Origin of the sequence: Nostoc sp. CmiVER01, assembly GCF_034531135.2 — a bacterium.
Taxonomy (GTDB): Bacteria; Cyanobacteriota; Cyanobacteriia; order Cyanobacteriales; family Nostocaceae; genus Nostoc.
This window is the reverse complement of the sequence record NZ_JAVRBU020000001.1, coordinates 582514-607782: the sequence shown is the minus strand read 5'-3', so window position 1 is coordinate 607782 and position 25269 is coordinate 582514. Positions and strand designations below refer to the sequence as shown.

14 protein-coding genes are annotated in these 25269 nt (G+C 38.9%); all 14 read left to right on the top strand.

The annotated features are described in order from the left end of the window. The first annotated feature begins 301 nt into the window (after positions 1-301). Entirely contained in the window at positions 302-1147 is an 846-nt protein-coding gene (locus tag RMZ43_RS02310; RefSeq protein ID WP_322655583.1) for a beta-sandwich domain-containing protein, read from the top strand. Positions 1148-1192: 45 nt separating this feature from the next. Then, the gene (locus tag RMZ43_RS02305) at positions 1193-2911 is read left to right on the top strand and encodes a phage tail sheath family protein (RefSeq protein WP_322655582.1); all 1719 of its coding nucleotides are present in this window, start codon (positions 1193-1195) and stop codon (positions 2909-2911) included. 50 nt (positions 2912-2961) lie between these two features. Beyond that, on the top strand, positions 2962-3420 hold the full coding sequence (locus RMZ43_RS02300; protein ID WP_322645981.1) for a phage tail protein: 459 nt from the start codon (positions 2962-2964) through the stop codon (positions 3418-3420). 120 nt (positions 3421-3540) lie between these two features. Continuing rightward, entirely contained in the window at positions 3541-4026 is a 486-nt protein-coding gene (locus tag RMZ43_RS02295) for a phage tail protein (protein ID WP_322645980.1), read from the top strand. 57 nt (positions 4027-4083) lie between these two features. After that, positions 4084-5391, top strand: coding sequence for a DUF4255 domain-containing protein (locus RMZ43_RS02290; protein WP_322655581.1), 1308 nt, complete (start codon positions 4084-4086; stop codon positions 5389-5391). 113 nt (positions 5392-5504) lie between these two features. Then, positions 5505-8030, top strand: a complete 2526-nt coding sequence (locus tag RMZ43_RS02285; RefSeq protein ID WP_322645978.1) for a hypothetical protein — start codon at positions 5505-5507, stop codon at positions 8028-8030. A 192-nt stretch (positions 8031-8222) separates the two neighbouring features. After that, entirely contained in the window at positions 8223-9206 is a 984-nt protein-coding gene (locus RMZ43_RS02280; RefSeq protein WP_322655580.1) for a YbjN domain-containing protein, read from the top strand. 82 nt (positions 9207-9288) lie between these two features. Continuing rightward, positions 9289-11325: an ATP-binding protein gene (locus tag RMZ43_RS02275; RefSeq protein ID WP_322655579.1), complete on the top strand. Its 2037-nt coding sequence runs from the start codon at positions 9289-9291 to the stop codon at positions 11323-11325. Between the two features lie 506 nt (positions 11326-11831). Then, positions 11832-13475 (top strand): sigma-70 family RNA polymerase sigma factor, encoded by a 1644-nt coding sequence (locus RMZ43_RS02270; RefSeq protein WP_322655578.1) that lies wholly within the window; start codon positions 11832-11834, stop codon positions 13473-13475. Between the two features lie 23 nt (positions 13476-13498). Next, on the top strand, positions 13499-14779 hold the full coding sequence (locus tag RMZ43_RS02265; RefSeq protein WP_322655577.1) for a DUF1822 family protein: 1281 nt from the start codon (positions 13499-13501) through the stop codon (positions 14777-14779). A gap of 263 nt (positions 14780-15042) precedes the next feature. Continuing rightward, on the top strand, positions 15043-17355 hold the full coding sequence (locus RMZ43_RS02260) for a CHASE2 domain-containing protein (protein WP_322655576.1): 2313 nt from the start codon (positions 15043-15045) through the stop codon (positions 17353-17355). Positions 17356-17486: 131 nt separating this feature from the next. Further along, on the top strand, positions 17487-18302 hold the full coding sequence (locus RMZ43_RS02255; RefSeq protein WP_322655575.1) for a DUF928 domain-containing protein: 816 nt from the start codon (positions 17487-17489) through the stop codon (positions 18300-18302). Between the two features lie 58 nt (positions 18303-18360). Beyond that, positions 18361-22032 (top strand): filamentous hemagglutinin N-terminal domain-containing protein, encoded by a 3672-nt coding sequence (locus RMZ43_RS02250; RefSeq protein WP_322655574.1) that lies wholly within the window; start codon positions 18361-18363, stop codon positions 22030-22032. A gap of 230 nt (positions 22033-22262) precedes the next feature. Beyond that, positions 22263-25121 (top strand): CHAT domain-containing protein, encoded by a 2859-nt coding sequence (locus tag RMZ43_RS02245; RefSeq protein ID WP_322655573.1) that lies wholly within the window; start codon positions 22263-22265, stop codon positions 25119-25121. The last annotated feature ends 148 nt before the right edge of the window (positions 25122-25269 follow it).

The following is a 25269-nucleotide window of genomic DNA, read 5'->3' as shown; positions in this document are numbered from 1 at the left end:
TAGATTCTTCCTCCCCTGCTTCCCCTGCTCACCAAAGCGATTGTATATTTTTTTAGTTGGAAGTCCCTTAGTGCCATTCGGTTTAGATTCTCTGTCAAATAGAGTTGATTTATTTGTAATTAAATGATATGTGAAATTAATTCAATCATGAGATAAAGGTCTATGTCAAAATAAGCTTTTACCGTGATATTTGAAAAATATTAAGCTATAACGTCTGAATTTAAATTAGTACATAAGTCTGATTGCATAGGCTAGGATACCGCTTAACCTGAGTATATAGAAACGAATTAGATTTCTGTTTATGCTGAATTCGATTCTTCAAACTCTTGCTGAAATGTTGGCTAACGGATCTGTTCTCACTAGCACTGAGCAAATAAACTTTAGTCACCCTGGAAGCTTAGAAAATAGTAATAGAGAGCTATCACTTAATCTCTATCTGTATGATGTTCGAATCAGTAAAAAAATGCCAAATAATGGCAGGCAGGTGGAACGCTATTTTGATGATTCACGACAGGTTGCAGAAGTATGTAGAGCACCCAGTTGGTTCGATATCTCCATTGTAATTACAGCCCGCGATCGCACTGTATTAGGAGAGCTTCATCTTCTGTCTGAAACTCTACTGCTGTTAATGCGTAGCCGACTATTGCGGGAGGAGTTTCTAACTCCTGACCTTCGTGGTCACGGCAACTTATCATTATCAGTCACTAGCGACCCGCCCATTGATGTAGTAAGTTTATGGAATTCTCTTTCTATTCCCATACGACCTGCTATTTATTTGACAGTAACTGTTCCCTTTAATGTATGGAGAAAAACAACTGTTCCTTTGGTTACTGAACGACATTTTGGGGTTAATAATTCAATTCCAGCTATCAGCAGGAATGTATCTAAAACTCAACGAGTTGCCATTGCTGGCATTGTCAAAAATAGTCTTAACTCAAAGCCATTAAAACGAGTTCAAATTATCCTTCAAGGAACCGAGCAATCAGTAACTAGCAACGAGGAGGGGTATTTTATGTTTGAGAATTTGACCTCTGGAAACTACATTTTACACCTGAGACGATTTGGCTATCAGTTTAAGACTTGTAATGTTTTTGTGGATGAAAAACCATGTATCCCCAAAGAGATATTACTTATGCCCGCCTACTAAATTTCTATATCAATCGATTATCCAACAAATCAAGGAGCACTTAACATGGCTAGACTAGACTACTTTGCACCCGGCGTTTATGTTGAAGAAGTTGATCGCGGCAGTCGTCCGATTGAGGGCGTTAGTACTTCGGTCGCAGGATTTATCGGCTTTACTGAAGATATACGAGGCGGGGCCGAACTCTTTAAACCCATGCTTGTCACAAGTTGGACTCAGTATCTTGAATATTTTGCCCGACGCAACTCTAACGGGTTCACAGACTTCGATGCGTATTTACCTTTCTCAGTTCGAGGATATTTCCTGAATGGAGGTGGACGTTGTTGGGTGACAAGTATTGGAACCCAACTACCCAGTATTGGCCAAGAAAATTCAAAACGGCAAGCACCTCGCTTAGAGATCCCAAGACGCGGTAATAGCCCTAGTTTAAATTTATCTATCCGGCCTGAACACTTCGATAACGGCCCCATTAAAATCGCAATTCAGGATGGAACGCCTCGTGCATTACCTCCTGCGAAGAATCTCGATAAAGCGAATGACCAGATTAAAGGTCAATCGCAGGGAACGGATAAAGTAGAAATACCTCATAATCCGCGTGAGTTCTTCTCTCTAAAAGTCTGCCGAGACGATCAAGTGCTTGAGGAATACAATCACTTGAGTATGGATCCCAAACCTCAAACCCAGGCTGTAACCTATGTTGTTGAGGCTCTGAAAAACTCTAAGTATATTTCGATTGGAGATGTTGCTCAACCTGGACTACCCTTATCCCGACGGCCCTTGAATGGCGAATACGAACTACTGCCTCCAGGGGCGAATTCTACACCTGAGAAATTTGCTAGTGAAATAGAAGGCGATCGCAGCGAACGAACTGGCGTTCTCGGTATCTTTGAAATCGACGAGATTACAATGATATGCTTTCCTGATTTAATGCGAGCCTATGAAGCTCAAATTTTAAGCCTTGAACAAGTTCATGGTGTAATGGAGACCATGATCAGCATGTCTGAAGGTTCTACTAGCGGCGATATGCCAGGGCCAACGAATCGAATGGTTGTGTTAGATCCTCCCCCAGATCGCACTAGACCTCAAGATGTTGTTGATTGGTTAGATGAGTTTGGTCGTCGTTCCATGTTTGGCGCTCTTTATTATCCGTGGGTTAAAGTACCTAATCCTCGAAATGCAGGACGTTCAATTCTTGTTCCTCCTTCTGGCCACATGATGGGCGTATGGGGTCGAACGGATGAATCGCGGGGTGTTTATAAAGCCCCTGCCAATGAAGTCCCTAGAGGAATTACTGGTTTAGCTTATGATGTCAACTTTAGAGAGCAAGAACTCCTTAACCCACTGGGTATCAACTGTATTCGGAAATTTCCGAACCGAGGAATTCGGATTTGGGGTGCTAGAACTCTGGTTGAACCGGACAAAACCGAATGGCGCTATATCAGCGTCAGAAGGCTCATTAGCTATATTGAACGCTCAATTGAAGCTGGAACTCAGTGGGCTGTCTTTGAACCGAACGACGAAGAATTATGGACGCAGGTTAAATATACCGTTAGTAATTTTTTAGAGCGGATATGGCGCGAGGGTGCATTGTTCGGAGCTACACCTAGCCAAGCGTTTTACGTCAAATGTGATGCCGAAAACAATACACCTGAAACGATGACCTTGGGGCGTTTATATATCGATGTTGGTGTATGCCCTGTACGTCCGGCTGAATTTGTAGTCTTCCGCATCAGCCAGTGGAATGCTCTTGAAACAGAACAAAACTAACTATCTTCTTAAGTCAACTATTCATTGAACGAAATTACTAGGAGAAAATTATGCCAGGCCCAGATTATCTTGAGTGTTCTAGCTTTACTTTTAGTGCAGGATCTAAGATCAAGGATTTACCAGTCAAAGAGTTCAGCAATATGGGGATGGATGCTCCTCCTACAGATCATGTTGCTGGATCTGGAAAAGCTGGAGAAAAAACAATGCAACCAAGGCCAACACCTGTCAAACCGTTGAATCCAACGATTGTTTTGGCTGGATGTAAAGACAAAAGTGCTTATACTTGGTTTAACAAAGTTAATCCTCCTACGGGTAAGAGTCCTGACTGGAAAGGACAACTTGAAGATGCAAAAATCACTGCGTATGCAGACGGTAAACCAGTTATGGAATGGCAGATTAAGCAATGCTATCCCTGCAAGTATTCCGTTTCTTCATTGACTGCTGCCGGTGGAGAATTAATTTGCGAAACCATAGAGTTAGTTGCTCAAGAAGTTACGCGTGAGCAATAGCGAATATTAGCTATTGTTATCACATAAGAATCCCTTGCCCTCTTTTAATAGAGGGCAAACCTTATCTTTTAATCCTGTATAGTCCAGCCATTAACATACTTTAATCGAACAAAATAAATTATGGCAAAGTTATCTAGAAGCCCCGTTTTTTTTACTGCATCTAATTTTTATTTAGATTTAAAGCTTGATGGTTCAAGCGATGTAGTAGATGCAGTTTTCTTAGAATGTCAGGGATTTAACTATTCGCAGGATGTAATTGAGTTTAGTGAGGTTACTTCAGGTCGATGGGGCAAGGCAAACAAAGGAAAATTTGTGCAAACGAAACTTCCAGGTAATGCCAAAAGCGGAAATTTAACATTACTTCGAGGAATGACAAGTTCGATGGCTTTATGGAACTGGTTTGAGTTGATTCAAGATGGTAACTGGGCTAAACAAAGAAAAAATGCTCTTTTAACAATCTATGAAGATGGGAAACCCCAAGCAAAATTTGAACTTACAGCAGCTTGGCCTACGCGTTACAAAATCTCAGATGTTAAATCTAATAGTCAAGAGATAGAAATTGAGGAAGTAGAAGTAGCCTACGAAGGGTTTAAACGGGTGAAATAAAAGGTTTATACAAATAAATAAAGCTTTGAATGAAGATAGTGCATTAAGTAAAAACTTATGAGTAATGGACTAGCGATCGCAGCGATAACTGCTGTATTCAAAAACTTATTAGAAGACGGCTTGGTTCAGAATGCAGCACTATCGAGTATGGGAAATGTCTTAGTAACTACACTTCCCCCAGATCAGATTTCTATTGGAGTCGATGGTCAACCTCAGCTAAATCTGTTTCTCTACCAGGTTTCAGAAAATCGTAATGCAGATATGGGTAAAAGCGATGCCAAAGGCGGCGAGCTACGCTACCAGCCAACCCATCATCAAGCCAGTGCAGAAGAAGGTGCAATTCTCCCTTTAGCCATCAATCTTCATTATGTATTGACCGCCTACGGAAACAAAGACTTTCAGACGGAAATACTGTTGGGTTATGTTATGCAGCTCATGCATCAAACTCCGGTTTTATCCAATGCCATGATTCGAGCAACGCTAAATCATGTCGCAACCATCAATCGTTCCGGTCTTTTGGCACAAGCGATTGAATCGACTTCTGTTGAAGCTTTGACCGAGCAGTTAGACCAAGTAAGGATCGCGCCAAACTTGTTTGATACAGAACAGATGTCCAGATTGTGGTCACTCTTACAAGGTTCTTATCGACCTTCGATTGCGTATGAAGTATCGATGATGTTTATTGGATCTAAGAAATCTTCACTTGCTCCAGGTTCTAATAAAGAGGCATCGAATCAGCCGCAAATTGAAAAAATTGTTGCATCACCTACAAATAGCAAGATTGTAGCAGGCAGTAGTCTGATCGTATATGGGAAAAATCTTAATGGTGATATAACTCGGATTCGTTTAAACGAAGGCAAGTCCTTATTAGAGCCGCAAATTATTGAAGATAACCGAATTTTATTTAAACTTCCTCAAAATCTATACGCTGGAGTTCACCAAATTCAAATCGTTCATCAACAAATGTATAAGTACCAAAACAATCATGAGGTGGTCTCGAATGATAAAACTTTTGTCTTGCATCCAACCACCAAGGTTTCTGTCCAGAAACAAGGCTTTAATAATCAAGATGACTCTGAAGGAACAATCTTAACTGTCCAATTTAATCCTAAAGTTGGTCAGCAACAGCAAGTAATTTTTAGGCTTATTTCAACTAATGAGAATAATAAAGAAGTTTATATTTTTAATGCTCCATCCAGAAATGTAGATGATGATAAAATTCAGATTTTAATCACTAACATACCAGCAGGTTCTTATCTGGTTAAATCAGATATTGATGGTGTTGAAAGCTATGCTGACATGAACCAAGCTGAGAATATTGTCGCTCTAAAATCAGGATATTCAAAAGAGTTATGTCACGATTAGAAATGTTTTAGATAGTCTTTAAAAGATAATAAAATTCGCTAAATGTCTATTTTAACACTTGCTATTTTAAAAGTAAATATAAACATTATTCATAGTAAAGTTATGAGAAGATTATGACTTTTTTAAATGTGCATAGAGATAGTAATAGAAATAGGAATATTCATGAGTCCCAAAAAAAGCAGGTTCTTCAAAAAAGTTCTCGTGCTTTAAATGCTGGTATCGAAAATTTAACAGGCGAAGGTTCAAATATTTTAGAGCGGAGCATTTCTGAACACTCAAATGGCTCAGAAAATCAAGTAATATCTCCCGGTGATCGCGAATCGGATTCAGAATCGGATGTTTTTCATGACGCACTCGAAACTTCTGATATCGCTAGCGATCACATAACCTCGAATGACGGCGAAGATTCAAATATTTTAGAGCAGAGCGTTTCCGAACACTCAAATAGCTCAGAAAATCAAGTAATATCTCCCGGCGATCACGAATCGGATTCAGAATCGGATGTTTTTCATGACGCACTCGAAACTTCTAATATCGCTAGCGATCGCATAACCTCGAATGGTAGGGAAGGCTCAAATATTTTAGAGCGTAACATTTCCGAACACTCAAATAGTTCAGAAAATCAAGTAATATCTTCTGGCGATCGCGAATCGGATTCAGAATCGGATGTTTTTCATGATGCACTCGAAACTTCTGATATCGCTAGCGATCGCATAACCTCGAATGACGGCGAAACCGAGGATGAATGCGAGATATCTAATGCTGAAGCAAGCTCGAACGATACTTCAGATAATATTGAAATTTCAGAAATAGAAATACAACAATTAATAGAAAGATTTAGAGAGTCTACTCATAATAAGCGAGGAAAATTCAAAATTACATTCAAAGGAAAAGGTAGGAGTAAAGGCAGAGGTAGTATTTTCTCAACTATAGATAAATTACTCAACGATTTTTCTAAATGTTCAAATCAAGAAGAAATAAATAGAATTACAGACTATATTGAATCGCTTTGTGATGCATGGCTGAAGAAACATACCTACACAATTATTTCTAATCCTAGCTATAAAATTATTTCTGAATATCTGGAAGAATTTAAAACAGAGATAAACCAACTGAAAGATAAACCATTACCTGGTTTTGAAGAAAATGCCGAACTCCAGAATGGGAAGCGAGAAAAGACACAAAAAAAAGCCGAAAAACTGATAGATAAATACAAGAATTATACAGGAACTCCAAGTGGATTCTTTACTGGTGTTATCCCTAAAGTTCTCGATCTTATGTCTCCTGATACTGGAGATAAGAGTAAATTTGAAACTCAACTGCGGTTTCCAGTTCACCCTGGCGTATTTATTGGCGGTCGTGTGACCTTAAGTGCTGAACGTAGAGAAGATGATGACTTAAAGGTGATCTTTGAAGGGACTTTTCAAGGTGGTGGGACGCTTGGAATTGCTGCTTTAGGCGGAGAAATTGGCCCTTATTTTGAATGTATAGCTAAAGATAGTGCAAGCGTTGGAAAACTACTTAACTATGGGCTATATCGACGCTTTCGAGAGTCTCGTTTAATGCCTAGAAGTATTACCAATACCCTTTGGGGGGAAAGTTTCGGTAAATCGGGATATGAAAAATCTGAAAAGATGGCCGCACAGATTGAGCAAGATGTTTTTGGAGAGAAGAAAGATGGCAAATTCACCGACCCGGCAAAGAAATCTCATATTGAAACAGGCACCACCGCAGCATTTATCTCTGACTTTGGTGTAGGAGGAGTGGGGACTGGAAAAGCTGCTGCACAAGTTTTTGAAGGCAGGAGGGTTAACCAGTTCTCACTCGATCAAACAAGAGGCACAAGGGATGATGAGGAAAGCAAGAACAAGCAAGGTACAGGGGTAGGTAAAGAGGAATTTGAGCAAAAAGGCCGGCAACGGACTAAAGGTCAAGGCAGCCATCGCATTCAAATTGCTAATTCCGGTTCCTTTGCTGGCATAGGTACATATAGCATTAAGTTAAAACTCGATCTGTGTAGCAAACCTGGATCTAAATGGGAAGAACCTAAAGTTAATAAATGGGAAATTGATTTAGACGGAGGGGCGAGAATACCTGCATATACGTTTGCACAGAATCCAGGGCTTGCTGCTCTTCCCATTGCTGTTTCTGCCGTTGAAGCCTCGCGGTCTATGTGGGCAGCCTACCAAAGAAAATATCAGAATAAAGCTCAGTTTGGCGGCGCAGCAGTTAATCCTATGAAAGATTTGACTTCACAATTGTATACGGCTTTTACTGCTAGCGCTGCGTCCTACAAGGTACCAGCGTTATTAGGCAAAGACAAGACTAAGTTTGAAGGAGCCATTGGTCTTGGGGTGAACTTTAAGTGCGGACAAGAAGCCAAGCCAGATGAACAAGTCAAAGATGGCAAAGCCAATTTAGATCCCTTTAAGGCTGAACTTGCTCTGCAAAAAACCAGTTATACGGGAATTAAGTTTCTTGATTCTGAGGTCAAACTTGAAACTGCTAAACGCATTGCCCAATGGAAATGGCAAGAAGGTAAGAAAGCCAAACTTGAATTTTATCCGATGACATGGGAGAAAGAGTATAACAAAGACGAAGACAATCCCAATACGTGGGGTAAGTTTAAAAAAAGGTAATCAGCAATGTTTAGTAATGTTTAGTAATGTTTAGTAAATATAGGATTAATGTTTGATTTCTGAAAAAGCTAAGTACAGATCCAAAAGCCTAATTTTTTATTCCCTACTCCCCACTCCCCGCCCATGTAGATAATTTCAAAAATTAAATACGATTCCTATAGTTCATTTAGATTTATTATACGGTGGTTAAATATGCAATCAATTACAGACAGTTATCGCCTCGATCGCCAACTTGTACTAAAAACGCCTACTGGCAACCCGCTTATAGTGCAGCTTGAAGAATTATCTTTAACGGAGGTCGATGATGTTTTTACAGAATGCTGTATCACTTGCAAAGTAAGTCCAGAACTCTACCAACGTATCGATACAGAAACACTTTTTAACTTGAAGTCAGACGTTCGTTACCAAACAATGGAAGACAATTTTGTAACTGACAAAGATATCGAAATTGAAGCCCGCTTGAGCGATCGCTTGCTTTCTCATTTGACAGATCATTCCAACTCAGCAGAAACTGCTGTTGAACATTTATTGCAATTGAATCAAAGTCATCATCCAATTAAATCTCCAATATTGTTCTCTGAAAATTGGTATGCCTTGCATGTAAAACAGTCTATAGACCTACCGCCTGAGTTAGAACTAGAAGGCGAACTTAAATCTGGGTACAGCACTGCTTGGGGTGATAGCTCCAAAGAAGACAATAACGATATGGTTGATTCTTTAGCTGAGGTTATGGTTGACTTCTTCACTCAAATGAAGTGGCCTTTCGATGAAGGAGTATCTGCATTAAATCAAGACCAAATAATCTACCGTCTCATCTCTCAAGGTGAAAATGGGGAATGGAATTGCTTTGCTTGTCCTAGAGAAAATATGCAGCAATGCGTTTTCTATTCTGTTTACCCAGACCTTGTACCCGAAGAACAAAGGATTGCTGTGACTGAGTTTTTGACTAGAGCTAATTTTGGAATGGTGATTGGCAATTTTGAAATTAACTTGGATTCTGGCGAAGTTCGCCTTAAAACTAGCATTGATGTAGAAGGCGATCGCCTTTCTCTAGAACTTTTTCAACAATTGGTTGCCGCAAACGTGAACGCGATGGATCGTTACTTGCCTGGTATTCGACAGGTTATTGAAGGAAAAGCTAAACCCAAAGCTGCGATCGCGCATCTTGAAGGTTGATAAGCTAATAAACATCTAGTTTGCAACAACGCTGTTTTCGTTATTACAGATAGCTATGTATAGACTCAAAGGATAATTTTGTATGGATAGCTCAATCAATCCTGAAGTCTGGTTTCAATTTAACCAAAATTATTTAGTGACTGCCACTAATCAACTGTTTAATCTTCTTAAGAACTATATCAATCAATCAAAAAATAATTCTGGCGTAGAAGCCTCAAACCTTAAACAAGATCAATCCGAGCTAACTAAAATATTGGCAGCAATGCCATTTCCTCCAGCACTTGAACAACTCTGTCAAAGATTTAAACTTTCAGAATTTGAACGCTATATATTAGTTTTTTGTGCAGCTCTTGAAATCGATTCGCGTTTTCCAGATTTATGTGATGAAGCCCAAGGCGGTAATTCCCAATACCATCCAACGTTCGGTTTGGTTCTCAATGCCTTGCCCAATCCTCACTGGAGCGCATTAGCACCCGATGGAACACTCCGTTATTGGAAACTGATCGACTTAGGCTCAGGTAGTACCCTAACTAGCACATCTCTTCATATAGATGAGAGAATCCTTCATTATCTTATAGGTGTAAAAACAACAGACTCGTTACTAACAGAAATTACTGAACTACCATCGTACACACAACGACTAATTCCTTCTCATCAATGCTTGGCAGATAGTATAAAGGCTCTATGGGAATTGAATTCATTTCAGAATTCTTTGCCGATCATTCAGCTATGTGGTTCAGAGATGGAGGATAAAACTGACATTGCCCAAGCTGTATGTCAGCATTTTAATTTACAAGTAAGTCTGTTGAACTGCCATCGTATCCCTCTCAAACCCGATGAATTAAAGACTTTCATCCGTCGACTGGAAAGAGAATGTATTTTGGAGCGTAGAGCGCTCCTTCTAGTTTGTGAGGATATTGATCGTTCCGACAAGTTACAACTTGCTTCTGTGCATCAACTACTTGAGGAACTAGAATGTTTTGCGATCGTTACGACACTTTCTCCACTTCAAGGCGTAAAGCGTCAAATGATTCGCTTTGATGTTCCTAAACCCCTACCTCAAGAACAGTTAATTACTTGGCAAACCTCTGTGGCCGAACTCAAAACTCAACTTAATGAGCAAGAGAAATATATACCAGACTCAGATAAACTGCTGCAAGACTTGCAGGAACTCACGTCTCAGTTTCAACTTAGTACCTCTATGATTCGTCGAGCCTGTGCGGCGGCTGTTGGGCAGTTGACAATGCCATCCACTCCTTCCCTAAAACAGGCTCTATGGCAAAGCTGCCGCGTCCAAGCTCGTCCTGGATTAGATGAGCTTGCAGAGCGAATTGAATCTAAATTGTCTTGGGAAGATTTAGTATTACCGCCCCTTCAGAAGGGAATTCTAAAGGAAATTTCGGCTCATGTGCGACAGAAGGCCAAAGTATACGAAAAGTGGGGATTTGCATCTAAAAGTAGACGTGGACTGGGTATTACAGCGTTATTTTCTGGGCCTAGCGGAACCGGAAAAACTCTGGCAGCAGGTGTTCTTGCCAATGAGCTGAACCTCGATCTCTATAAAATTGAACTTTCTGCTGTTGTTAGTAAGTATATTGGCGAAACTGAGAAAAATCTACAGCAAATATTTAATGCGGCTGAAAGTGGGGGTGTAATTTTGCTTTTTGATGAGGCAGACTCTATTTTTGGTAAACGGAGTGAAGTTAAAGATTCTAAAGATCGCAATGCCAATCTGGAAGTCAGTTATTTACTTCAGCGAATGGAATCCTATCCAGGAATGGCTATTTTAACGACGAATTTACAGAGTAATTTAGACCCTGCATTCATGCGGCGACTTCGGTTCGTGACTCAATTTTCTCTGCCAGATGCTGCCCACCGATCTGAAATTTGGCGACGGATTTTTCCGCCTGATACCCCAACCGAAGGCTTAAACTTTGAAAGACTGGCTCAACTTAACGCTCCTGGCGGTAATATCCGCATCATTGCCCTCAACTCAGCTTTTATGGCCGCAGATGCCCAAGAGCCTGTCCAAATGAAGCATATTCTTAAAGCAACTCAAACAGAGTATGAAAAACTAGGGAAATCATTAACGAGCATAGAAATTGCTGGCTGGATTTAAGATTGTATCGCAAAAATTTTCTCCCCCTGCTGCCTCTGCTCCACCTGCCTGCCTGAATACTAGCCTGCTAAAATCAGCCTTTTTGTTGTTTGATAAATAGATATTATATGTAGACGAGGTAAAAATATAAGCATTTTGACCGATTTCTACTCTCAAGTTTATATAATACCTACAACTTGCATAATTAGGTTGCTCTGCTCCCAATAAGTTCAGTAAAGCTAAAATCACACAAAAGAATGCAGTGTATTTGATACTTGCATATTGCTGGGAGCAACGCGATTTAGTGAAATCGGGATTAAATTATCATTACGTTGATAATTTATCAATAGAACCAGGGTTTGTGTTGCGATGCCAACGGCGGGCTACGCCTACGCGTAGCTTACCGGAGGTAATGGCATTCCAAAATAGCCTATTTCCATTGTTGTTTTTAACACTTCACCAAATCGCGTTGCTCCCCTTGCATATATTGTAAATTTCATTTTGTTGTCAAGTAGGGAGAAAAAATCATGGTACTTAATTTTACCAAAATTAATAGTATTCCTGTACTACCGAAGCGAAGGGATAATCTTAACAAATTTTCTACCTATATTGTGCTGAGTGACCAAAATAATCAATTAGCGTTGCAATGGAAACATCAACCTTCTTTGCAACGAAATTTGAAATTATATGAAGAAAAGCATCAAGAGTTTTCCAATTTATTTTGCCATCAAGATAAAGGAATAGACATCGCAAATTTTTGGCGAAAAGTAGCATTTAACGAATCACAATTAATAGGAAATTGGGAGCCAAGTAATAAAATACAACTTGCCTATGAACATTTAGCAAGTTACTTTGAGGAAAGATGCTATTGGGCTGCTAAAGACTTATCTAAAGAGCGTAATGCCAATTCTTGGGAAGAATATCTATGTATTGCTAGATTATTAGTTTACAATCCACTCAATTTGAAAGAAATTTTAGTTAAATATAATTCTAAAAGTGCGAATATAGATACATATATAAGCAATGTATTAACAAACCATATTAAATATTCAGCAGAAGTTAGTAGATTTTCTCGGTGGAGATTATTATATAAAAAGAGCGATAAAGAACTCATAGAAGCACTAAAAGTATTCGGTATTATCGAGCCAGAAATCTCATTAATTATTTTTGCTAGAAAATACTTTAAGCAAGTTTATTTAATTAACAAGGTTAAAAATCCAGCCAGAATTACAGGTAAAAAATGGATAGCCCCTGACGAAGAGGATTTTTCAAAATCTGCTCAATGTTATAACGCGGAAAAAGTATTACCAACTGCACCCCATGAAGTATTTGCTAACTCTACTAAGGTGACTGCAAAACAAATTAAAGATTGGATGGAGATTTGCATTAAAGCTTTAGAAAGTTATCCGATATCAATTCTACCAAAATTTTCGCTTGATGCTTTTCAATCAGGTGAATTTGAAGTTAAATCAGAATTACAAGTTTCGGAAATCGAATGGGAAAAGATATCAAGCACTGAGGATACAAGAGAACAAGGATTTTTGGCTAATCAAGCTAATTCAATTTTATCTGAGCAACTTCAATCCATGAAACTCGATGCTCAGAAGATTTTACTTCTCTATTATGGGTTTGGATTTAATCAAAAACAGCTAGCAGATAGATTAGGAATGAATCAAAGTACAATTTCTCGTTATCTAACTAAATCTACAATCAAATTATTAGAAGCTATAGCAAGAATCTCCCAACCACAACAATGGGTTAAACAGTATGTAAAACGATGGTTAGAAAACGACTATCATACACCAGTGCACTCAGATTTGATTCAAGCAGCTTTGGTATCAGCCATTAAGAAATTAGGAAATGAAGAACGTGAGGTTTTACAACTTTATTATGGAGAGCAAATGGATGAGATAAAAATTGCTTCTCAGTTAGGTACTGGCTTGAGTGAAATAGTTACAAGGGTTACTAAAGCAAGAAATATATTACAAGAAAAATTGATGAAGGAAATAAATATTTGGATGAAAGAATATTTAGAAAAATGGTTGGTTAACTATTACAAATCTCTACTAAAATTAGTGTTAAAAAATGAACCTAAATCAGGAAAGGGAGAATTAAAACTAGAAGAAAAAATTTACCTACTGGAAATATATATCCAAAATCAGTTGTATTAACTTTATTAGTGAGAGTGAAGATTATGTTGAGTTTATCAGATTTCGTAAATATTGACGTTAAGCATATTTGGTTGCAGGTAGAGACAGCTGAACAAGAAAAAGTATGGCAGCTTTCCCAACATCACTCAAATGCGATCGCAATTTATAATGCTTATCTTAATCGCATCTGCTTGAGCCGCTTACTCACTTGGTTTCAGGTTTCCTTGCAAGAATCTAGTTTACGCGCAGAGATATTTCCTAGTGAAGAAAATTTACCTACGATCTCAGAGATAGTAAATGGCACAGCAATTAAGGTGGGTGAAACCAAGATAGTATTCGTGCCGACTGAAACAATAGATATAGAAGAATTGCGCGTACCGCAAGAATGGATAGATATTAGTAGTTGGACAGGTGACTATTATATATCAGTGCAGGTAAATTTGGAAGGTGATGATGATGATTGTTGGATACGAGTATGCGGATTTGCTACACATCGTCAATTAAAAAACCAAGGCAAATATAATTCAAGCGATCGCACTTATTCTTTACCTATCGAACAGTTAAATGAAAATTTTACCTTACTTTTTGCTACACTTGGATTGCGTTGGCGAGAAGAAGTTCTACCTGAAGTAAATTTGTCAGCAACAGAAGCTCAAAACCTATTGCAGACATTGAGTGATGCTTCTATTTATTCTCCTAGAGTACATTTAGATATACCATTTGCTCAGTGGGCGGCATTAATTTCCAACGAACAGTGGCGACAACAACTGTATAATCAACGTTTAAGCCAAGAAAAAAATCCTGTATCCACTGCTAATAAATACTTGTCACCAAGTATAGAATCAATGAATAACGTCTCTGTAGACTCTTCATTGATTCAGGTGAACCTTAATCAATGGTTTCAGAAGCTGTTTACAGCAGGATGGCAACCTATTGACGAAGTTTTAAATTTACAACTAGGAAATTTAGCATTTGAGTTCAGAAGTTTTTCTGCAACTAGTAAAACAGGTGTAAATGGAGTCAAGTTAATTGATTTGGGGGTACAATTAGGAGGGCAATCTTTAGCATTGATGCTTGCTCTCTCACAGGAAGAAGACAAGAAAGTTGCTATTATCGTACAAGTTCATCCCACTGGCAATAAGAAATATTTGCCAGCAAATCTCAAAGTTATGCTTTTAGAATCGGAAAATATTCTACAGCAAATTGAATCGAGAAGTTTAGATTGCTACATTCAACTTAACCGTTTTAAAGGTTTAAGCGGAACCAAATTCTCTATCCAATTGACTCTTGATAATTTCAGAATGACAGAAAATTTTTCTATTTGAAACTATATCAAACTTGGATAATTACTTATAATAAATATTTACTGATACAGGTTGGGTTGATGCTTGTGAAACCCAAAATGAGCTTTAAAGTCGCGTTAGGTTTTGTTCTTCAAATAATTAACCTACAGATATTATAAGTGTTTAAAAAAGTTGATATTAACTAATTAGTATTTTCAAGCCATGAGGTAACAGATTAAAACTTATAATATGCATTAAATCAGTATGCATTTTGACTGTGAATTATAGCTATCTTAAAATTAAAGATGAGTAAGTTAATTGTTATCAGCTTAGAAAAAGGTAACTTAAACGATGGCTTTTTCCCTGTAACTGCACAATTGTGGGAAAATAACAACTCTCGTCCGATAAAATTTACAGGTAGTTTACCTCCTGCACCAAAAATTGCTGAACTTTATAAACGCTTTCAATTAATATATCAAGCACTTCATAAACGATTCGTCAGTCGTTCGGGAATCGAAGTAGAATCCACAGGTTTAAATAACGTTAGTGAAGTAGATTTTAGTGAAGTTCAAGAACAATTATATGAAGCAATCAATTCTTGGCTAAACTCTGATTCATTTCGCCCAATCGATCAAAAGTTACGTGAGAAATTGGCTTTAAATGAAGAATTTCAAGTGATTATTGAAGCGAGCGATTCTCTTCTACAACGGCTACCTTGGCATTTATGGAATTTTATTGAGCATTACCAATTATGCGAAGTTGCTGTAAGTACTCCAAGATATGAGCGAGTAATACGATTACCCAAACAGAAAACAAATAAAGTTAGAATATTGGCAATTTTGGGTAATAGTCAAGGTATTGATATTCAACAAGATAGAAATATTTTAGAACAATTACCAAATGCATCAACAGTATTTTTAGTAGAGCCTTCACGTCACGAATTAGATAAGTGGCTTTGGGACGAACAAGGCTGGGATATACTGTTTTTTGCAGGTCATAGTCAAAGCGAAAATGATAAAGGTCACATACATATAAATCCAAATAGTGCATTAACAATAAATGAGTTAAAAAATTCGTTGACTTATGCAATTTCACGCGGTTTAAAAATAGCTATTTTCAATTCTTGTGATGGTTTGGGATTAGCGCGACAGTTAAGTGATTTGCAAATTAGCCAAATTATTGTCATGCGGGAGGAAATACCGGACTTGATAGCACAAGAGTTTCTAAAACATTTCTTGGGAGCTTTTTCTGAAGGTAAATCTTTCTATTTAGCGGTACGTTATGCACGTTCCAGATTACAGGGTTTGGAAGAAGAATTTCCTGCTGCTTCTTGGCTACCTGTGATTTGTCAAAACATAGCGGAAGAAACTCTAACTTGGCAACAATTATGCGGTCAAACTAATAAAGGTGCTTTCTCTAAATTGACAGCACGGAATCTGAAAATCACATTTTTAGTGAGTGTTTTGATCACCAGCTTAATTACGGGGGTGCGATCGCTCGGTTTCATGCAACAATGGGAACTGTCGGCTTTCGACTCAATGATGCGGATGCGACCTGACGAAGGTGTAGATAAGCGTCTTTTGGTGATTACTGTCACAGAAGCAGATATTCAGGCTCAAGAACAAAGACAAAAATCATCACTATCAGATAGTACGCTACAAAAACTATTGCAAAAATTGTCAATTTACAAGCCAAGAGCCATTGGTTTAGATATTTATCGAGATTTTCCGGTAGGTTATCAATATCCAGATTTAGCAAATCATTTACGAACAAACAACAATTTTATTGCTATATGTCAACTTGGTGGTACCAAACAACAAGCAATTGGGATTTCACCACCGCCAGAAATTCCACCTAACCGCATAGGCTTTAGTGATGTTGTATTAGATAGCGATTTGATAATCCGTCGTAATCTACTATCTATAACACCAGAACCGGAATCAAATTGCAAGTCGTCCTACTCTCTCAACTTTCAACTTGCACGACAATATTTAGCTAAAGAAGGCATCAAATTTGATATTAGTGATGAAGGCTACTTGCAGCTTGGCAAAACAATCTTTAAACCCATAGATGTTCCTACAGGTGGTTATCAACAATTTGATGCAAAGGGACACCAAATACTACTTAATTATCGCTCTTCGCAGAAGGTTGCAAAACAAGTCAGCGTTGCACAAGTCTTGAATAATCAATTCAACCCCAACTGGGTAAAAGATAAGATTGTTTTGATTGGCGTTGACTCACAAGGCGCTAAAGACTATTTTCTTACACCCTACAGTATGGCAAATACCCCCTACCAACAAATTCCAGGGGTACTGCTTCAGGCAAATATGGTTAGTCAAATTCTAAGTGCTGTTTTAGACAAGCGCCCTCTATTATGGGTTTTACCTGCATGGGGTGAAATTTTGGGGATTTGCGGTACGTCTTTGGTAGCCGGAATATTAGCTGTATACAGTCGGTCACTATTGAAATTTGCTATTCTCATAACTGCTGAATTACTCATCCTCTACGGTTGCTGTTTTCTTCTCTTGTTATATGGAGGTTGGATGCCATTTCTTCCCTCTGCACTGGCATTAGTAATTACTGGAATCGGTGTAAAAAATACAAAAAATTATTCATAAAAAAAAGATAAAAATTCAGCACCCAGAAATCACAATATATAAGGAGTTTATTAAAAGTAGGATATTTATTTATCAAGTCTTTATTTCTGAATTCTTAGAAAAAATAATTGTAAAAAATTGAAAATTTAATTATGACTAAAATCAACTTTCTTTCATTACCAAAAGCATTAGTATTGATCACAACCTTTTTACTGGTTAATGTTACGCAATTATCAGCACAATCTCAGCAGTCAAACACTACAAAAATACGTTTTGTTCAACCAACTTTAGAGAAACAACCAGAAAATCGGGGCGCACCGACAGACAGAATAGGTGCAGGAACTCGCGGTGATTGTCCAGCCGTGACTAAACCTCTCACAGCCTTAGTACCTTTGGTGTCAAAAACTGCAAATCAAAAGCAAGTAACAAGAGGCACTACCACACAATATGTTTTAAGCTTAACCACAGATGAACATCCAACTTTTTGGTTTTACGTTCCCTATGTATCCAAGAATATCAACTCGGTGAAATTTGTTTTACTGGATGAAAAAAATAATTCTCTCACCAAAGAACCAATTCCTATTACTTTATCCAATACGCCAGGAGTGATTGAAGTTAATGTTCCTGCAACAGAGAAACCCCTAGAAATTGGACAATATTATCATTGGTATTTTTTGATTGATTGTAACCCGCAAAGCCGCTCAGAAGATACAGCCGTTGAAGGGTTAGTACAACGCATTGTTCCAACAGATGAATTAACACGTCGCTTACATACAGCAACCCCACGTCAAAAAGTAGCGCTTTATGCTCAAGCAGGTATTTGGCAAGATGCTCTAACTACTCTAGGAGAACTTCGCGCCAGCCAACGCCAAGATGCAACCTTGGCGACTGATTGGAAAGATTTGTTGGAGTCTGTAGGGTTGGAAAATATTTCTACTGAAGCGATCGCCCCTTGTTGTCGTCTCTAAATGGGCAAATGGTATTGAATATCTGCAACAATTTCTACTTCTTTAGAGGGATGCAATTTTGAAAAAATATATAGGTTTTAGAAGCTTCAAAAGGTTAGGAATTGCGGCGTACCCGCGCTATGCTTCGGTTATCGCCCAAGCCCTAACTTGTCAGTTCGCTGGTGCAATAATATTCTCTGCTAATTGTGCTTTTGCCCAAATTACGCCAGATACCAAAATTACGCCAGATGCCACTCTGCCGAATAATTCTAATGTCAAATTAGAGGGTAATACCACAGTTATTGAGGGTGGAACGACAAGAGGCGGTAATCTGTTTCACAGTTTCTCTGAGTTCTCTGTTCTCGATGGAAATACAGCTTTCTTCAATAATTCACTAGATATTCAGAACATTCTGACACGAGTAACAGGTAAGTCAATTTCTAATATTGATGGCTTAATTCGTGCTAATGGTAAAGCAAACTTATTCTTACTTAATCCCAATGGCATTGTATTTGGGCCAAAGGGCAGCTTGAGTATTGGTGGTTCCTTTATTGCGACAACAGCCAACGCTTTACAATTCGGTAGTTTAGGCAACTTCAGTGCTACAAATCCAGAAGCGCCTTCACCGCTACTGACAATTAATCCTTCAGCTTTTTTATACAACCAAATCACTACAGGAGCAATTGAAAATAACTCAATTGCAGATGCTGGCCCTCATTTAGCAGGTTTTGAAACCTATGGTTTGCGAGTACCCGATGGTAAAAGCATATTACTAATCGGTGGTAATGTAACGATGGATAATGGACAATTAAATGCTTATGGTGGACGGATCGAATTAACAGGATTAGCTGCTCCAGGAAGTATAAACCTTTTTACAGATGGCAACAATTTTAGTACTCAAGTACCAGAATTATCACGAAGTGATGTATTTTTGAATAATGGAGCGATCGCTAATGTTTCTTATGAGAATGGTGGTAGTATTGCAGTCAACGCACGCAACATAGATTTATTAAAAGGAAGTTCACTTAATGGTGGTATTGAGGCAAATTTGGGATCAGCAACTGCCAAAGCCGGAAATATTACTCTTGACGCCACCGAAGCAATTAGGATAGAAGAGCAAAGCGAAATTAGAAATCAGGTTCGGACAAATGGCATTGGCAATGCTGGTGATATTAATATTACTACTGGCTTATTATCCGTAAAGGTCGGATCTGGAATTTACACTCGTTCCTTGGATGATCATCCCTTGCAGCGTCCAGGTAATGCCGGCAATATCAATATAAATGCTCGTGGACAAGTCTCTTTTCTTGATGGAAGCTTTGGCTCGACTACTTTAGAACCTACAAACCCTACAGATGTAGGAAAAAGTGGAGATTTGCAGATTCAAGCTGATTCTGTGTTAGTTGGTAATAACTCTCAATTAAAGGTTAGTACTTTAGGTACGGGAGATGCTGGGAATTTAACAATTGATGCTCGTAATACCGTTGATTTTTATAATAATTCCTTTGCCTTCAGTCAAGTTGAAAAAGGAGAAGGTAATGGCGGCATCATAAAAATCAATACGGGTTCACTTACGCTGAATGATAATTCACTTCTTAGTGCTAGTACTATTGCAAAAGGAAATGCGGGCAGTGTGCAAATACAAGCTCGTGATAATGTATCCCTTGCAAATAAGAGTGGAGTGTTTACCACAGTTCAACCAGGCGGCAAAGGAAATGGAAATGACCTTTCAATCCAAGCAAGGTCAGTTTCAGTTACTAATGGATCATTTTTAACAGCAGCTACTTTCGGTGAAGGCAACGCAGGCAATGTAATAATTGGTGCTGATTCGGTTCAATTTGATGGTAGTAACAGTTATGCTGCAAGCAGTGTAGGTTTGCGAGAATATGGCGAAGGATCAGGCAACGGAGGTATAGTAAAAATCTCTACAGGTTCGCTTCAGCTCACCAACCAAGCCATATTAACAGCAGAAAGCTATAGCAAACAAGGAGATGCAGGTAATATCATTATTGATGCCCGTGATACCGTCTCTTTATCAGATGGAAGTTCTATAAAAACCCTGTTAGGAGAGCAAATAAAGGGTAAAGCAGGTAATATCAGCATTACCACAGGTTCACTCTCAATTGCCAGTGCTTCCTCGCTCCAAGCTGATACTTATGGATTAGGAAACGGAGGTAATATTAGTATTCAAGCACGAGACAATGTGTCTTTTATAACTGAAGGAGGAGCTTATAGCACAGTACAAGAAAACGCCAATGGTAGGGGGGGTGATATAGATATTAAAGCAGATTCTTTGACCTTGAGTGATGGTTCTTTTATAGCAACAAGCACTCTAGGAGAAGGTAATTCTGGCAGTATAACTATTAATGCCGCTAATTGGGTTAATTTAAGTGGAGTTAACCAAAAAGGTTTTCCAGGAGGCATTTACACCGAAGTTGCGACAATTAAACCAGGTGATGGAGGCAATGTAAATATCACTGCTAGGTCATTGAAAGTCACTGATGGTGCCCTTTTGGCTAGCCGTACAAATGGTAATGGAAATGCTGGTATAGTCAATATCAATGCGACTGATTTCGTTTTATTTGATGGTGTAGGCACTAACAACAACAGAAGTGGTGCTTATAGTCTTGTGTTACCTCAAGGAACAGGTGCAGCGAATGATATTAACATTAATACAGGCTCACTTTTTTTGCAGAATGGTGCGAACTTACGCGCAGGCACAGAAGGACAAGGGAATGCCGGAAAAGTAAATATTGTTGCCCAAGATATAGTATCTATTGATGGAGCAAGTGGCGATGGATTATTCCCAAGTACGATTGAGAGTAAGGTAGAAGAAAATGCTGTAGGCAATGCAGGAAATGTTGATATTACAACTAGCTCACTTTTTATTACCAATGACGCCGAACTATCTAGCAGCAGTCAGGGAAATGGGGCCGCAGGCAATTTAACGGTAAATGCTAATTTGATTAGTCTTGACAACCGAGGTAAAATTTCAGCCGATACCATTGCAGCACAAGGCAATATAAATCTAAATCCAAGAGATTTATTACTAATGCGTCGTAATAGTGAAATTACTACTAAAGCTTCTGGAAACAATATTACTGGTGGTAATATTACAATCGATGGCAAAAATGCCTTTCTTGTTGCAGTTAAAAATGAAAATAGTAATATTCGTGCTGATTCTGAAAACTTTCGTGGTGGAAATGTCAAGATTAATGTTGCTCAAATCTTTGGTTTTCAATCTCCAACAACATCATTACCACTAATAAGTAGTATTACAGCAAAAGGAGCAAGTCCTGACTTGAGCGGAAATATACAAATCAATACCCCTGATACAGACCCTAGTAAAGGATTAGTTTCTTTAACAACAGATGTGGTGGATGTAGCACGTTTAGTAGACGATAATATCTGCGCGAAAACTGCTAACAGTAGTTTCATTTATACCGGAAGTGGTGGTTTACCGGCCTCTCCTAACAACACACTTAATAGTGATGCGGTATGGGAAGATTGGCGACTCACTGCTGTAGCAAAGGGAAGAGAGGGAGAAAAAGATCAGGGATCGGAATCCCTTCTGGGGATAAGGGAACAAGGGGGAGAGAATAAATCCTTAAGCCCTAATCAAATTGTGGAAGCGCAAGGGTGGATAATTAATCAGAACGGAGAAGTAATTCTTACGGCTTACGCTCCCACAGCAACACCACACAAAGTAGGGAGTTCATCATCTGGATGTCAGTCAGCAATTGCCAAGTAATGGACACGGACATAGGGCAATGGTCAAAAGAGGCAGAGGAGCAGGGAGCAGGGGGCAGGGGAAAGACTGAGACGGAGCTTGTACTTTGCCCCAGCACAAGCGGACAAAGAAAGACGGGGTTTCAAATCCTTGTTCCGCAACCCTTGTCGCAGAGGGAAAGGCTTGGGGGAGCAAGCTTTTAGCCCTTTTCCCCTCTGCCTCCCTGGTGATTGTTTTGGAGTGGATTTGGAATGGCAAGACCTAATTGGAACACGGCTAAAAAAAAGGGTATATTTCGCAAGTGGCATATCTTATTAGCTTTGCTGGGATTTACTTTCAGCTTTAGTGTTCATCTGCTATCGACTGCTTCCATTGTCCCAGTTATTGAAAAAGCCCCCATCCGATCAAGTCAGCCAATTAGCAATGTTTTTATATCCCATACCGAAGTCCCCGAAAGCATAGAACAACTAATAGAAAATGGCAAAACTTTATACCAATCAGGACAATTTGCCTTTGCAGTGCAAAGTTTTCAGCAGGCTGCACAGGTTTCTCAGTCCCAAAATGACGCGCTAAACCAAGCTTTGGCGTTAAATTTTCTTTCCTTGAGTGAGCAAAAATTGGGTCATTGGAACCAAGCAAGTGTTGCAATTACAACTAGTCTCGATTTATTAAACCAATCAAAATTAACTAATAGTAATGCAAAACACATTCTCGCTCTAGTTCTCAACACTCAAGGCAATTTACAATTAGCACTGGGTCAAGCTGAAAATGCTTTGCAATCATGGCAAGAGGCAGCTAAAACCTATACTGAAATTGGTGATACGGCTGGTAATATTGGTAGTTTAATTAACCAGGCTACAGCTTTCCAATCTTTGGGGCTTTACCGCCGCACAATGAAAATATTTGAGCAAGTAGAAAAGAATCTCCTTTCTATGCCAAACTCGCTTTTAAAAGCTGCTGGATTGCGAAGTTGGGGGAATTGGCTGCTAGCCAGTGGAGATATAGAAAATTCTCAAAAAATGCTGGAGCAAAGTTTGATAGTAGCGCAACAATTGCGATCGCCACAAGAAGAAAGTGCAACTTTACTCAGTTTAGGCAATGCCGCATTCGCAAAGGGTAAGAGAAATCTCATCAAAGAAAGCACTACCGAGGATAATTTTCTCCCGTCGCGGTGTGGACAAACAGCTATCGCCCAAACAGAGGATACCAAATACTTCAAAAAAGCATTTTATTATTATCATGAAATCGCTAATAAGTCAAGTTCTTCCATTACTGCTGTACAAGCTCAACTCAATCGCTTGAGCGTATTGCAGTTTCTTGGGCAACAACCGACGAGCGAATATCTTGGATCGATTAAATCTGCACTCTCCAATTTAACCCCCAGTCGAGCCGCAGTATACGCCAGAATAAATTTTGTTCAGAGTTTGGTTTGCTTTGAAAAGACGCACAAGCAGACAACAAAAGAAATTTTCAATTCCCCAACCCAAAATCAAGAGTTCCAAGCAGGAGCCAGAGAACAAGCTAAAATTCAAAATTTTGAAGAAATTGTCGAGCTATTAAATATCTCTGTGCAACAAGCCAAAGAAATCAAAGACCAACGAGCCGAGTCTTATAGTCTGGGTTATCTGGCTCAATTTTACGAGATGAGAAAACAATTTTCAAACGCACAGCGATACACTGAGTCAGCTTTAAATCTTGCTCAACTGATAAATGCACCAGATATTGCTTATCACTGGGAATGGCAACTCGGACGCCTGCTTATGGCACAAGGAAATTTAGAAAGAGCAGTAGCAGCTTATACCACAGCAGTAGACACTCTTCATACTTTACGCGGTGATTTAGTAGCTCTTAATACCGATACTCAATTTGACTTTCGAGATGAAGTAGAACCAGTGTATCGTCAATTGGTAGGATTACTTTTAGAATCTGACCAAACCTCGACTGACAAAGCAGTAACAAAACAAGTCAGTCAGAAGAATTTAAAGCAAGCTCGTGATGCAATTGAAGCTTTACAATTGGCTGAATTAGACAACTTTTTCCAAGATGCTTGTATTACCATCCAGCCAACCCAGATTGACGAAGTAGTAGATAATTCTAATCCAGTAACAGCAGTTTTTTATTCAATTATATTAGCAGACCGCATCGAAATAATTGTCAAATTACCATATTCTCAAGAATTACGGCATTACACGACTTACAAACCCAAAGTTGAAGTAGAAAACACTTTAGAAGCACTGCGCCAAAAACTAGAACAACGTTATACATTTCGCGATCGCGAAGACCTTTCCCAAGAAGTATATAACTGGATTATCAAACCTGCGATCGCAGGTTTGGAGCAAAGCAATGTCAAAAATCTAGTCTTTGTGATGGATGGTTCATTGCAGAATATCCCAATGGCTGCGCTTTATGACGGCAAACAATATTTGATAGAAAAATATAGTGTTGCCCTTTCACCCGGTTTGCAACTGCTAGCACCCAAACAAAAACAAAGACGATTGGAAGCATTAATCGCCGGATTAACAGAATCTCGCTTAGGCTTTAGTTCCCTATCAAATGTCGGCACTGAATTACAGCAAATAGAGTCTATTATTCCTTCTAAACAACTCATCAACCAAGCTTTTACTAGCATCAACATTGAACAGCTAGTAAGTACAATTTCTTTTCCTGTGGTTCACTTAGCAACTCACGGCAAATTTAGTTCTAAACTTGAAGATACATATATTCTTGCTTGGAATGACAAGATTAAAATTAAACAGTTGCGTGAAATACTGCAAACTAGAGAACAAGTGGTAGGGCGCTCCAATCGCGTACCTCCTCCAATTGAATTACTTGTCCTCAGTGCTTGTGAAACAGCGACTGGAGATAAGCGTGCTGCTTTGGGGCTTGCTGGTGTAGCTGTGCGTTCTGGCGCACGCAGTACCTTGGCTTCACTGTGGCAAGTAGACGATAAATCTACCTCTGTTTTGATGAGTGAATTCTATCGACAGTTAACACAAAATACTAATTTAAGTAAAGCAGAAGCCCTACGTCGTGCTCAAGAGTTTCTTTTGAAGGATAAAGAACATCCATTTTATTGGGCACCCTATGTTTTAGTAGGGAATTGGCTTTAGGTGACTGTCGCTGAAATAAGCCAGGACATATAGCAGTTCCCAATTGAAGGCATCGCCATTTTCTTGTCCAATCATATTTTTTAGTCACCTGATTTTTTTGATTGAAACGCTTGTAAATTAGCGCCTTATAGGGAATGAAACAGCCCTG